Raw genomic sequence first — 14,120 nt, 5'->3', positions numbered from 1 at the left:
TCTTCTCACGCAGATGCGAAGGCGGCAAGGGCATCGCCTTCATCGGTAACGGTGGCCTCGATCTCCTCGATCAGCCGGGTCTCCACCAGCACGGCCAGCTCGCCGACGGTGGGGGCCTTGAAGAAGGCGGCAGGGTGCAGCTCGACACCAAAGCGCTTTTTCACGCGGCCCAGGATCTGCAGGGCCAGCAGCGAGTCGCCGCCCAGCTCGAACAGGTTGTCGTGCACGCCCACCGGGGCAATGCCCAGCATGTCGGTCCACAGCGCGGCCAGGGCCTGCTGCAGTTCGCCTTCGGCCGCGACGTAGGCGGTCTGCAGCGCCGGGCGCGGATGGCCGCCACGGGCCTGCGATCCGTCGGCAGGTTCGGCGAAGGCTTCGGTGGCAGGTTCTGCCAGCGCATCCACCAGCCCAGCATCGATCTCGCCCAGGCGCTGCTGCAGGTCGGTGGTGGAGATGACCACCTGGTGCGGCACATCGCCGTTGACGATGCGCTCGAACACCGCTGCCGCTTCTGCGCCGCTCCAGCCTATGCCTTCGGGAATGCGCATGCCGGCGGCCATGCCCAGGTCACGCCAGGCGTCCCAGTCCACGGAGATGACGGGCCAGGCGCGCTGGCGGCTGGCCAGCGCCGCCAGTGCATCCATGCAGGCATTGGCGGCGGCGTAGTCGCTCTTGCCCAGGCCTGCGGTGAGGCTGGAGATGGACGAGCACAGCAGCACGAAGTCCGGAGCCTGCATGTCCAGCGTGCCCTGCGTGCCCTGCTTGCCCAGTAGGTCCAGCAGCAGCCGGGTGCCGCGCAGCTTGGGGGCGAACGTGCGCTCCACGCTGTCCCGGGTGCGGGTGGCCAGCATGCCGCTGTCGGCATGGCCTGCGGCGTGGACCACGCCATGCAGCGCGCCAAAGCGCTGGTGCGCCTGCGCCAGCGCCGCCTGCATCTGCGCGGCGTCGGCCACATCGGCGGCCAGGGTCAGCACCTGGGCGCCCTCGGCCTCCAGGGCCAGCAACTGCAGCAGTTGCTGGCGCAGGGTGCGCGGCTGCCCGTCATCGGCGGCCAGTGCCTCCCATTGGCTGCGCGCAGGCAGCGCCGTGCGGCCCACCAGCACCAGGCGGGCCTGCCAGTGCGCGGCCAGATGCCGGGCCAGCGCCAGGCCCACGCCGCCAAGGCCGCCCGTGATCAGGTACACGCCCTGCCTGCGCAGGCGCGGCGCTGCGGCGTCCTGCCACTGCAGGGGCTCGTAGGTCTTGCGCCAGCGGTGGGCACCGCGCAGGGCGATGGCCGTGTCGGCCGCGCGCAGCCCGTGCGGCGCGCGGGCTTCGTCCAGCAGCTGGCGCGCCAGCCGGGCCTGCATTGCGGGCGAGCCCGCCTGCACCACATCGACGAAACGGCAGTCGATGGACGGGCATTCCTGCCCGATCGCCTTGCACAGCGGAAAGACGGCGGCCATCTCGGGGTTCAGCGCTTCCAGCCCGGTCACATCTTCCGAACCGCCTGCGGCCACCAGCAGCAGCAGCCGTGTGCGCGGGCCTCCAGCACCGTGCGCACGGGCCTCCAGCGCCTGCGCCAGCGCCAGCACGCTGTGAAAGCCGCGCTCCAGCGGCGCAGGGGCGGCCGCGTCCATGGCCCACAGGTGGTAGATGGCGTCCACAGGGCCGAACCGCGCCTGCACCGCATCGAGCAAGTCCTCGCAATCGCGGCGCTCACCGGGGCGCACGGCATGCCGGCCCGGGGCCAGGCAGGCGGGGGCCGCGCCCGCTTCCACGCAGACCACATCGGTTCCCTGCGCGCGCAATGCGTGCACCAGGGCCTCGGCCGTGGCACTGCCGTCGCCAAACACCAGGGCCACCTGGGCTGCGGCTGCGGCGGTGCCTGCCGCCAACTGCAAGGGACTGCGCTGCCAGGCGGCTGCGTAGAACGGACCCGCGGTAGCCGAGGGACCTGCCGTGCCTGCCGCTTTCGGTGCATCGCCACCCTGCCCCGCCGCCCGCACCCAGAAAGAGCGGCGCTGGAAGGCATAGGTCGGCAGCGGCACGCGCCGCCCTGGCCGCCCGCCCCGGCAGGCAGTCCAGTCGATGTCCACGCCCGCGCACCACAGGCCGGCAACGGCCTGCGCCAGCAGCTGCGCGCTGCGTGCGGTCTGCTGGGGATGGGCCTGGCTGGGCCAGGTGCCGGCCGCCGTGGCGGCGCGCGCATGCTGGCGAGCCAGGGCGGTAAGGGCTTGGCCGGGGCCCACCTCCAGCAGCACGCGGCCCGGCTCTCGCACAAGCTCGTCCAGCCCGTCCGCAAAGCGCACGGTATGGCGCAGGTGGCGGGCCCAGTAGGCGGGGCTCATGGCCTGCTCGGCCGTGATGGGCCTGCCGGTCACGCTGGAGATGAAGGCCAGGCGCGGCGCATGCCGGGGCACGCTGGCCACCACCTGCTCCAGCTGCGCCAGCAGGGGCTCGGTCATGGCCGAGTGCGAGGCCACGGCAATGTGCAGCCGGCGCGCGGTGATGTCCCGCGCGCGCAGCACCTCTTCGGCCGCCTCGATGGCGGCCAGCGGGCCGGACAGCACGCACAGGCGTTCGCCATTGACGGCACCCAGGTCACAGCCCAAATCCAGCAGGGATTGCAGCTCGGCCTCGGCCAGGGGCACCGAGGTCATGGCGCCCTGCGGCAGCGACTGCAGCAGGCGGCCACGCGCCGCGACGATGCGCAGGGCATGCAGCAGCTCGAACACGCCGGCCAGGCAGGCCGCCACATACTCGCCCAGGCTGTGGCCCAGCATGGACATGGGCTGCACGCCGCGTGCCATCCACATCCGGGCCAGCGCATAGCCGATCACGAACAGGGCCGGCTGGGCCTTGTCCATGGCGGACAGCGCCGCGTCGGCCTCCACCTCTTCACCCGGGGCGGGGAACAGCCACTGGCGCAGGTCCCAGCCTGTTTCGGCCTGCAGCAGCTCGCAGCAGCGGTCCACCTCCTGCCGGAATACACCGCCGTCGCGGTACAGGTCCAGACCCATGTTGGCGTGCTGCACGCCCCCGCCCGGGAAAAGAAAGACCACGCCGGGCGGCTGTGCCGGCACCTCGGTGGCCTGGCCTGCCGGCGCAGCAGCAGAAGCAGCAGCAGTAGCAGCGAGGTGCAGGCCCTCCACCGCCATGCCCATGCCGTCGGCCACCACGGCACGGCGATGGCCGAAGGCGCGGCGGCCCTGCTGCAGGGTGTGGGCCACATCGTCCAGCGACAGGCCGCTGCCGGCCTGCTGCAGATGGGCAGCCAGGTGGCGCGCCGCTTCGTCCAGCGCACGGGGGCTGCGAGCGGACAGCGGCAGCACCTGCCAGCCCCGGGCTGCATCCGCCGGTGCACTGGAAGGAGTGGCAGAGGTGGCAGGGGCGGCAGCAGCCTCCTGCAGCACCACATGGACATTGGTGCCGCCAATGCCGAAGGCGCTCACGCCCGCGCGGCGCGGTGTGGCCGCCTGGGGCCAGGGCTTGGCCACGGTGTTGACATGGAAGGGACTGCGCTCGAAGTCGATCTGCGGGTGCGGCCGCTCGAAATGCAGGCTCGGCGGCAAGGTGGCATGCCGCAGCGAGAGCACCGTCTTGATCAGGCCCGTGACACCGGCGGCCGCATCGAGATGGCCGATATTGGTCTTCACCGAGCCGATGGCGCAGTAGCCCCTGCGCGGCGTGCTGGCGCGAAAGGCCTGGGTCAGCGCCGCGATCTCGATGGGGTCGCCCAGCGCCGTGCCCGTGCCATGGGCTTCCACATAGCCGATGGTGTCGGCCGGCACGCCCGCCAGGGCCTGCGCCGCGCGCACCACGGCGGCCTGGCCGTTGACGCCGGGCGCCGTGAAGCCTACCTTGTCTGCGCCATCGTTGTTGGCGGCGCTGGCCAGGATGACGGCGTGGATGGTGTCGCCGTCGCGCAGCGCATCGTCCAGGCGCTTGAGCACCACAATGCCCGCGCCGCTGCCCTGCAGCGTGCCTGCGGCCTGGGCATCGAAGGCGCGGCAATGCCCGTCCGGCGAGAAGATGGCGCCGGCCTGGTAGCGGTAGCCGCCGTTTTGCAGCAGGTTGAGCGAGACGCCCCCGGCCAGCGCCATGGCGCATTCATGGCCCAGCAGCGCCTGGCAGGCGGTGTGCACGGCCATCAGCGAGGTCGAGCAGGCCGTCTGCACGGTGACGGCCGGGCCGCGCAGGTCCAGCTTGTAGGCCACGCGCGTGGCCAGGGCATCGGCCATGTTGCCGCTCATCAGGCCCAGCAGGTCGGCGACCTGGGCGCCAGGGCCCGGCGCATGGCGGGGCAGCAGATGGCGCATCAGGTAGACGCTGGCGCCCGTGCCCGCATACACGCCGATGGCGCCGGGATAGCGCCGGCCCTCGTAGCCCGCATGCTCCAGCGCCTGCCACGCGCATTCCAGGAAAAGGCGGTGCTGCGGGTCCAGCTGCTCGGCATCGCGCGGGGTGTAGCCGAAGAAGTCGGCATCGAAGAGGTCCATGCCGGCCAGCGGCACGCCGGCCTTCACGTAGCCGGCATCGTCCAGCAGGGCCTGGGGCACGCCCAGGGCGCGCAGCTCATCGTCGCTGTAGCGCTTCACGGACTCGACGCCGTCACGGATGTTGGCCCAGAAGCGGTCGATGTCGTCGGCGCCCGGAAAGCGCCCGGCCATGCCGATGACGGCGATCTCCAGGCCGGTGGTTTCGGAGGAAGAAGGCATCAGAGGGTCCTTTCGATGTGGCGCTTGCGCTGCAGCAGCGCCTCGCGGCGGCGCTGGGCCGCGTCCATGCCGTCCCGGGCGGCGGCCGCCTGCGCGGCGCCTTCGCCCTCGCCCTCGCCATCTGCGCCCTGCTCGATGCGCCGCGCCAGGGCCGACACCGTGGGGTGCTTGAAGAGATCGACCAGGGACAGCTCCCGGCCCAGCCGCGACTCCAGCAGGCCATGCACGCGGATGAGCTGCAGCGAATGCCCGCCCAGGTCGAAGAAGTTGTCGCTGGCGCCTATGCGCTCCACGCCCAGCACCTGGGCCCAGAGGGCGGCAATGGTCGCGGCCACACCGCCCTCGGGAGGCTCGTAGGCCTGGCGCTCCAGGGCCGGCAGGGTGGGCGCCTCGGGCAGCGCCTTGCGGTCCACCTTGCCGTTGGCGTTCAGGGGCAAGGCATCCAGCACGGTGATGGACGAGGGCAGCATGTAGTCGGGCAGGGCTGCGGCCAGCGCGCTGCGCAGCGCGGCCATGTCCAGGCACTGTCCCTGCTGCACCGAGACAAAGGCGGCCAGCCGCGCACCGTCGGCCGCCTGGCGGGCGACCACCACGGCCTCGCGCACGGCGGGGTGGGCCAGCAGTTGGGCCTCCACCTCGGCCAACTCGATGCGAAAGCCGCGGATCTTCACCTGGTGGTCCACGCGGCCCAGGTAGTCGATCTGGCCGTCGCCGCGCCAGCGCACCAGGTCGCCCGTGCGGTACAGGCGCTCGCCCGTGCGGCTGGCGGGGTCGGCGACAAAGCGCTCGGCGCTCAGGCCCGGCCGCCGCCAGTAGCCGCGCGCCAGGCCCACACCGCCCAGGTACAGCTCGCCAGCCACGCCGCGCGGCACCTCGTTGAGCGCGGCATCCAGCACATGGGTGCGCAGCCCGGCCACGGGGCGGCCTATGGGCACGGACAACGCGCCCTCGTCCCGGCAGTCCCACCAGGTGACCTCGATGGCCGCCTCCGTGGGGCCGTAGAGATTGAGCAGGCGGGTGCCGGGGAAGGCCTGCAGCACGGCCGCCTGCAATTCGGCGGACAGGGCCTCGCCGCTGCACACGATGCGCTGCAGCCCCTGGCAGGTGGCGGCCGCCGGGTGCGCCATGAAGGCCTGCAGCATGGACGGCACGAAGTGGATGGTGCTGACTTGGTGGCGCGCTATCAGCTCGGCCAGGCGCCGGGGATCGCGGTGGTCGCCGGGGGCGGCCAGCGCCAGGCATGCGCCGGTGGTCAGCGGCCAGAAGAATTCCCAGAAGGAGATGTCGAAGCCGAAGGGCGTTTTCTGCAGCACCGTGTCGCCCGGGCCCAGCGGCTGGTGCATCTGCCCCCAGGCCAGGCGATTGCACAGCGAACGGTGGCGGTTGGCCGCGCCCTTGGGACGCCCGGTCGAACCCGAGGTGTAGATCACATAGACCAGGCTGTCGCCATGCAGGGCAACGGCCGGGTTGTGAGCCGGCAGGTCCTGCAGCCGGGACGCCAGGCCCGGCACATCGACCAGTTGGGCACTGCAGCTGGCCGGCAGGCGGTCACGCACCTGCGGCTGCACCAGCACCAGGGACACGCCGCTGTCCTCCAGCATGTAGGCGATGCGGTCGGCCGGGTGCTCGGGGTCGATGGGCACATAGGCCGCGCCGGCCTTCATGATGGCCAGCAGCCCCACGACCATCTCGATGGAGCGCTCCATGGCAATGCCCACCGGCACGCCGGGCCGCACGCCCGATGCAATCAGGTGATGCGCCAGCCGGTTGGCGCGCGCATTGAGCTCGGCGTAGCCCAGCGTGGCCTCGCCCAGGCACAGGGCCGGGGCATCGGGGCTGCGCGCCACCTGCTGCTCGAAGCGGCGGTGCACGATGTCGCCGCCGTGCAGGACCTGGTCATTGCAGCTCCAGGCCGCCAGTTGCTGGCGTTCGTCGGGACCCAGCAGCGGCACCTCGTCCACGGCACATTGGGGCTGGTGCGCCAGTGCGTCCAGCATGGCCGCATAGTGGGCGGCCAGCCGCTGCATGCTGCCCGGCTCGAACAGCTCGCGGGCATAGACCAGGCTGATGCCCAGGCTGCCATCGGAGCGCTCGCGCACTTCCACGGTCAGCTCGAACTGCGCATCTGCGGCCGCCAGCGGCTGGCCGGCCACGGTCCAGCCCGGCACCTGCTGCAGCGCGTGCCAGTCCTCCACCAGATGATTGAACAGCACCTGGAACAAGGGGCTGTGCGCCAGGCTGCGCTGCGGCTGCAGCGCCTCCACCAGTTGCTCGAACGGCAGCGCATGGTGGGCCTGCGCGCCCTGCGCCGCCTCGCGGGCCTGCTGCAGCACGTCGGCCAGGCGCATGCGCCCGTCAATACGGTTGCGCAGCACCAGGGTGTTGACGAAAAAGCCGACCACGCCCTGCAGATCGGCCTGCGCGCGGTTGGCCACGGGCACGCCGACGCGGATGTCCTCCTGCCCCGTGTAGCGGTACAGCAGCGCCTGCCATCCTGCCAGCAGCAGCGTGAAGAGCGTGTCTCCCTGCTGGCGGGCCTGCGCGCGCAGCGCCTGCAAGGTCGCGCCGGGCAGCTCGAAGCTGAGCCGTCCCGCCCGATAGCGTGCCAGCGCCTGGCGCGGATGGTCGGTAGGCAGGGCCAGCACAGGCTGGGCCTCGCCTGGGGGCACCTGCAACCGTTCCAGCCAGTAGGCAAGCGAGGCCTGCTGGCCTTGCTGGGCCTGCTGAGCCTGCTCCCGCTGCCAGACAGCGTAGTCCACATACTGCAGCGCCGGGCCGCTGTCCGGGGCGCCGGAATACAGCGCCGCCAGATCGTCCAGCAGGATCTGCATGGAGGCGCCGTCGGAGACGATGTGGTGCATCACCAGCGCCAGGATGTGCTCATTGGCCTGCAGCCGCACCAGGGCAGCCCGGGCCAGCGGCCCCTGCTGCAGATCAAAGGGCTGGGCGCACAGCGCCTGCAGCCATTGGCCGGCTTGCTCCTCGCGCTGCGCGGGCTTGCCCTGCGCGGCCTGCGCGGCATCCAGCCACTGCAGCTCCAGCCTGCCCTGGGGGTCCAGGCGCTGCTCGACCTCCCCATCGGGCCGGGCGTTGAATACCGTGCGCAGCGAACCGTGCCGTTCGGCCAGGCCCTGCACGGCCGCACGCAGGGCGCCTGCATCCAGCGGCCCGGTGATGCGCAGAGCGCCCTGCACGTGGTAGGCCGTGCTGCGCGTATCCATCTTCCAGAGAAACCATTGGCGCTGCTGGGCCGGCGTCAGCGGCAGGGGCATGGCGCGACGGGCCTCGGCCAGCGGGGCAATGCGCTGCAGCGCCGTGCCCGGCTGGCGCTGTTGGCACAGCCGGTCGATGTCCTGTGCCTGGTCGCGCAGCCGCGGGTGCTCGAAGACCCGCCCGGCCGGATACTCCAGGGACCATTGCCGGCAGATGCGCGCGGCCAGCCGCACGGCGGCCAGGGAGTTGCCGCCTTGCGCGAAGAAGTTGGCCTCGCCGGCCGGCCCGTGCAGGGCATCGCCACCGAGCACCTCGCGCCACAGGCCGGCCAGCGTGCTTGTGGTGGGATCTGCCGCGCCCGCCTCCTGCGGTGCGTGGCTGCCGCCGCCCGCAAAGCGGCCCGACTCGAACACGGCATAGGCATCCAGCGTGCGCGCGGACCAGCCCTGGCGGCAGGCTGCGCGCTGCAGCTTGCCGCTGGAGGTGCGGGGCAAAGCGCCGGGGTTGAGCAGCACGATCACCGTGGGCGCCTCGCCGCACTGCGCGCCCACGGCGGTGCTCAGTGCATCGACCAGGGCCTGGGCCGGCACCAGCTTTTGCATGCCGAACGAGACTTCGGCAGCAATGCCTATGCCTTCCCGGCCATCGATGTCCACCGCAAACGCGGCCACGCGCCCCTTGCGCACGGCTTCGACCTCGGCCTCGACCACGCGCTCGATGTCCTGCGGGTAGAGGTTGTGCCCGCGCACGATGATCAGGTCCTTGATGCGGCCCGCCACATGGACCTGCCCGCCGTGCACGAAGCCCAGGTCGCCCGTGCGCAGCCATCGCCAGCCTGCATGCTCGACAAAGGCCTGTTGCGTTTGCTGCGGCTTGCCCCAGTAGCCCTGGCTGATGCTGGGGCCGTGCGCCCAGATCTCGCCCACGCGGCCGGGCTCCAGCACCTGCAGGCTGTGCGGATCGACGATGTTCACCGAATGGCCGGGAACGGCAGGGCCGCAGCCCACCAGCGGGGTGGTCTGCGAGGCGCCGGAGCTTTCCTCGGCCCGGCCCTGCGCCAGGGCCTCGGTATCGAAGGACGTGATCGTGGCGCCCGCGCCGCAACTGCCGCCGGTGATGAACAGGGTGGCCTCGGCCAGGCCGTAGCATGCATAGGCCGCGTCGGGCCGCAGCCCGCAGGCGGCAAAGCGCTGCGCGAAGGCCGTGACGGTGTCGGCACGCACGGGTTCGGCACCCGTGTAGGCCAGCCGCCAACTCGACAGGTCCAGCTGCGCCAGTTGCGACGGCTTGATGCGCTCCAGGCACATGCGGTAGGCGAAGTCGGGGCCGCCGCTGATGGTGGCGCGGTGGCGCGAGATCAGCTCCAGCCAGCGCACGGGGCTTTCCAGGAAGAGGCGTGGCGAGGTCAGCACCAGCGGCAGGCCGCTGTACAGCGGCTGCAGCAGGCCGCCGATCAGGCCCATGTCGTGGTAGAGCGGCGCCCAGGACATGAAGCGGTCGCCCGCGCCGATGTCCATACGCTGCTGGATGGCGGCCTCGTTGGCGATGAGGTTGCCGTGGCTGACCATCACGCCCTTGGGCGCCGAGGTGGAGCCCGAGGTGTATTGCAGGAAGGCGATGTCGTCGGCAGCCGGCGCATGGGGCCGCCAGGCCTCGGCATCGGCCAGGTCCACCTGGTCGGCGGCCACGGCGGCAATGCCGGCAAAGCGCGCATCGGCACCGGGCAGGGCCTGCATCACTTCGGCCGTGCTGATAACGCAAGCCGCGTCCGCGTCGCCCACGATGCCCAGCAGCCGCTCCAGATGCTGCACGCGCAGCGATTCCAGCGGCGGCACCGGCACGGCGATCACGCCCGCGTAGAAGCAGGCCAGCATGCTGGCGGCGTAGTGCTCGTCGTTGTCCATCATCACCAGGGCGCGCGCGCCCACGGGGCACAGCTGCTGCAGCCGGGCGGCCAGCGCACGCACGCGGCGGTCGAAGTCGCCATAGCTGTGGCTGCGCTCGACCACGCGGCCGTCCTGCACGGCGGCCACGGTGAGCCAGATGTCGTCGGGCCGCTGCTGCGCCAGGCCCCTCAGGTGCTCGACCAGGCTGGCCGGCGCCTGGCCTGCTGCCGCGATTGCACTTTGTCCACTCAGCATGTCAGCTGCCTCCCGGGTTCTCAGAAACGGTCCAGATTGCTGCGCGGCTCGGCCATGGCGACGATGACCTTGCGCGGCCCCTTGAAGGGCGAGCGGGCATGGGCCACGAGCATGTTGTCCAGCATCAGCACGTCGCCCTGCTCCCAGGGGAAGCTGACGGTCTCGGCGTCCAGCGCGGCGCGCACCTCGGCGAAGATGTCGTCGCCGATGGTGGAGCCGTCGGCGAAGAAGGTGTTGCGCGGCAGGTTCTCGATGCCGTAGACCTCCTCCAGCACCTCGCGCTCCTCGGGCTCGCGCGCCGAGATGTGGAACAGGTGGGCCTGGTTGAACCAGACCATCTCGCCCGTGACGGGGTGGCTTTCCATGGCCTGGCAGAGCTGGCGTGTGCGCAGGCCGTCGTCCTCCTTCCACTCCCAGTCCATGCGCGCATGGCGGCAGAAGGCCTCGACCTCGGCGCGGCTTTCGGTGTTGAAGACCTTCTGCCAGGGCACGTCCATCTCGCCGAAGTTGCGCACGTACAGAATTCCGGGCTCGAACAGCTCGCGGATGCGCGCCGGAATGCGGCGGTAGACCGCACGGCTGTCGGCAATCGGCGTCTCGCCGCCCTCGGGCGATGCGGTGACGCAGTGGAACCAGATCTTCATGGGCCATTCGCGCGTGTAGGCCTGCTCGTTGTGCAGCGGAATGCTCTGGTGGGCCGGGTATTCGGTGGAGGTGTAGACGCCCGCGCCGCTGGAGGCCTCGACCGCGCTGCGCGGCGTGGAGGCGAACTCGTACTTGAGCAGCGGATGGCCGAAGGCCGAGGCAAAGCGCTGGAAGGTCTCCACATCAGGCACGCCAAAGCCGCGCAGCAGCACACCGCCCGTGGTCAGCAGCGCCTCGTCGATGTCGCGGCGCAGCGGCGGCAGCGCGGCCAGCAGGTCCTGGCCCGGCTGGGCGGGCGTCATGAGCTGGGGAAGCAGCGAGCCCGCGGGGGCCTTGCGCTCGAAGCGCTGGAGGGTTTCGTTCATGTCGATTCCTTGGTGCGCCACGCAAGAGCTGCCGCGTAGCCCGGCGGCGCTGGCAGCGCCATCGCTTGAAAACCATTCCAGTCGGGGACCGCGCAGGCGATGGCCAGCCGTCCGTCCCCTCCCGGGCTGATGCCTATGGAGCGCAGGTGGTCGGCCACGCCGATGCCGATGGCCTTGAGCACGGCTTCCTTGCCCACCCAGCGCTGGTAGAAGGCCGCCAGCCGATCAGGCGCACGGCGCACGCTGGCGCGTTCCTGGTCGGTGCAGACGGCGTCGAGCATGACCTCGGCATCGAGGTCGGGCTTGTGCTGCTCGATGTCCACGCCCAGGTGCAGCACGCCACCGGGATCGGCCATCGCGATCAGCGCATGCCCGCCCGAATGCGAGACATTGAAGAGCGGTGCCCGCAGCGGGTCCTCGTCGACAAAGGGCTTGCCGTGTACGCCGACCGCCAGCGGCACGTCGGCCGGGCAGCAGCCCAGCCTGCGCCCCAGCAGCCGCCGCGTGGCAGCGCGCGTCTGTGCGAAGCGCAGCCGGTCGGCGGCCCGCACGAAGCGCGCGGCGCGACCGCGCTCCTCGGGGGTCAGGTGCGGCAGGCTGTCGCTCAGTTCGGCCGACAGGTCCAGGTCCAGCCTGAAGACCTCGATGCCCTGGCTCATGGCCTCACGCACGGACACGAGCTGCATGGATTTCCCCCTGGAGTGACTGGGACCCGGCCAGGCGCTGCGCCAGCACGGCCAGCACATCGCCTTCGCGCTGCTTGATGAAGAAATGCCCGCCCTCGAACCAGTCCAGCGTGAAGGCCCCGGCGGCCTCCTGCGACCAGGCCTGGACGCGGGGCGCCTCGATGTCGTCCTGCCGCCCCGCAAAGACGTGCACCGGCAGCGGCAGGCCCGCAGCGGGCACATGGCCGAAGCTCTCGCAGACGCGGTAGTCGGACCCCAGCACATCCAGCGTGATGCGCATGAGCTCGGGGCTGCCAAACACCTCTTCGGGCGTGCCGCCCTGCCTGCGCAGATCGGCAATCAGCGCCGCATCGTCGCCCTTGCCCGCAAAGCGCTCGGGATCGCGGCAGGCCGGTGCCGGGCTGCCCGAGGCAACCAGGGCCAGCGGCAGCTCCCTGCCCTCCTCGCGCAACTGCCGCGCCATGCCGAAGGCCAGCAGCGCGCCCATGCTGTGGCCCAGCAGCGCAAAGCGGCCGCGCATGGCCTGGCGCTGCTCGGCGCACAGCAGCGAGACCAGCTGCCCGAAGTCCTCGACCGCAGGCTCGCCCAGCCGGCTGCCCCGCCCCGGCAGCTCCACCGGCGCAATGCGGATCCAGTGGGGCAGCAGCCTGCGCCAGCGCAGGTACATGGTGGCGCTGGCGCCTGCGCATGGCAGGCACAGCAGGGTCAGCGGCGCGTGCATGCGCGTCAGCCCGCTGCGGTTTCGATAACGGTATCGGTATCGCTTTGCAGCGCGGCGCCGGCTCCCGCCTGCTCCTGCTGCTGCATCCACACGCGCAGCGACTTGGGTCGCATGTCGGTCCAGGTGGCGTCCACGTAGTCGAGCACGGTTTTCTTGTCGCCCTTCACGCCCTCCACGGCGGTCCAGCCGCCGGGCACGGCCTTCCAGTGCGGCCAGATGGAATACTGTTCCTCGTGGTTGACCAGAACGATGAAGGTTTCGTCTTCGCGGTCGAAGCAGCTTGTAGACATGCAGGCGTCCTTTATGCGGTTGAACATCGGTGAGGCCAGTACCGGATCGCGGCGATCCGGTACTGCGCCTCTGCTGAACATGACGTTCCGGATCCGAAACTGTTCACGCCGCGTGCGCGCCGGTTCCGGGTCGTGCGCCGGGCTGCACCGTTCAATGGTGGTCCAGCAGCGAGCGGTGGACATGGATGGCCTTGCAGGCATCGGCAATCCTGGCGTTCACCAGGCCCAGCGCGCACTCCATGTGCTCGGCGATCTGGCGCTGGGTGAGGCCCTTGATGCGGTACAGCTCGAAGGTCTCGCGGGTCTTGGGCGGCACCTCGTCCAGGGCCTGGTCGATCAGGCGTATGGCCTGGGACTCGAACAAAAGGCGCTCGGGCGAGCGGCTGTCCGGTATCTCCAGCGTCTCCACATCCACGCCGTGGGTGCGGTAGCTGTTCTCGCGCTCCTGGCGGCGCAGGTAGTCCAGCGCCATGTTGCAGACGGCGCGCGTCCAGTAGGCGGCGGGCCTGGCGATCTCGGCATCGCTGCGCATCTCGGCAACGCGCAGATAGGTGTCCTGCACGGCGTCGTCTGCCAGTTCAGGATTCCTGAGAATTCTTCGCGCGACCCTCACCAACTGTCCACGCGAAGCAATGAAAACCTCTTCCAGCGAAGAATGTGTGTGATTCAAGGACACGATGCAGTTCCTCTCGCAAGCTAGGCAAGAACGTCAAGGGGAAATGTCGACCGCAGGTCGATGGACTGCCGGCGCGCCGCCCGTGCAAAAAGACGGGAACGGGACTCGGCGCAGGCGGAAAGCGGCGGCACGACCGCTGACCGCAGGGCATCAGTGCACGCCGATGCGCATCGGCGTGACTTGGGGAGACGGGCCTTAGATCGGCCTCATACCGGCTTCATGGCGGCTTCATGGCGGCGGCCGACCTCGCCGCCGGGCCCATGCGTCCTGGAACAGGATCGGCAAGGGCTGTGCGGCCTTGCAGACGTGCTGAAACTTGAACCGGGACCAAGGCATGCAGTGGTGCTCCTTTAACGTTTTCCAGAACATGAAATGAGAAGCATTAACAGCTCCGGCGACAAAACCGGGTCTGGATCGGCATCTCGTACCTGTCTGGAAGACGTCCCGCCAAGGCAAACGAAGACACGGCTATCGGCATTGGAAAATCGGCAGCCGATGCCTATGGATTCCCGTCTCCCATGGCTTTCCCTCGCCATGGATGATGGGCCTGGATCATGACGGACTGGTGATGCCCCAAGCGCAGCGCGGGGGCACAGAATGGCTGGGTGCGCAGGCTGGAAAAGCGAACGGAGCGCGGCCTGCTGCTGCAACCTGCAGACGAAAAAAAGCCACCTTGCGGTGGC

At 70.6% G+C, this 14,120-nt stretch carries 7 protein-coding genes; all 7 read right to left on the bottom strand.

Translation table 11 applies throughout. The features are described from left to right. Positions 1-5: 5 nt before the first annotated feature. Positions 6-4,700, bottom strand: coding sequence for an SDR family NAD(P)-dependent oxidoreductase (locus tag KDK82_RS05255; protein ID WP_088164192.1), 4,695 nt, complete (start codon positions 4,698-4,700; stop codon positions 6-8). After that, positions 4,700-10,054, bottom strand: coding sequence for a non-ribosomal peptide synthetase (locus tag KDK82_RS05250; protein ID WP_088164191.1), 5,355 nt, complete (start codon positions 10,052-10,054; stop codon positions 4,700-4,702). Before KDK82_RS05250 ends, KDK82_RS05255 begins: the two co-directional genes overlap by 1 nt. Before the next feature lie 20 nt (positions 10,055-10,074). Continuing rightward, on the bottom strand, positions 10,075-11,064 hold the full coding sequence (locus KDK82_RS05245; protein WP_043824407.1) for a TauD/TfdA family dioxygenase: 990 nt from the start codon (positions 11,062-11,064) through the stop codon (positions 10,075-10,077). Next, complete coding sequence (locus tag KDK82_RS05240) at positions 11,061-11,750, bottom strand: 4'-phosphopantetheinyl transferase superfamily protein (protein WP_088164190.1); 690 nt, start codon at positions 11,748-11,750, stop codon at positions 11,061-11,063. The genes KDK82_RS05245 and KDK82_RS05240 overlap by 4 nt, the downstream gene beginning before the upstream one ends. Continuing rightward, positions 11,728-12,471, bottom strand: a complete 744-nt coding sequence (locus KDK82_RS05235) for a thioesterase II family protein (protein WP_088164189.1) — start codon at positions 12,469-12,471, stop codon at positions 11,728-11,730. The genes KDK82_RS05240 and KDK82_RS05235 overlap by 23 nt, the downstream gene beginning before the upstream one ends. Before the next feature lie 5 nt (positions 12,472-12,476). Further along, positions 12,477-12,761, bottom strand: coding sequence for an MbtH family NRPS accessory protein (locus tag KDK82_RS05230; RefSeq protein WP_034395838.1), 285 nt, complete (start codon positions 12,759-12,761; stop codon positions 12,477-12,479). A 151-nt stretch (positions 12,762-12,912) separates the two neighbouring features. Then, the gene (locus KDK82_RS05225; RefSeq protein WP_088164188.1) at positions 12,913-13,437 is read right to left on the bottom strand and encodes a sigma-70 family RNA polymerase sigma factor; all 525 of its coding nucleotides are present in this window, start codon (positions 13,435-13,437) and stop codon (positions 12,913-12,915) included. Between the last annotated feature and the right edge of the window lie 683 nt (positions 13,438-14,120).

The sequence above is a fragment of the Delftia sp. K82 genome, assembly GCF_002193035.1.
Lineage (GTDB): Bacteria > Pseudomonadota > Gammaproteobacteria > Burkholderiales > Burkholderiaceae_C > Comamonas > Comamonas acidovorans.
Note: the sequence above shows the minus strand (reverse complement) of the source record. Positions and strands in the feature narration are given on the sequence as shown.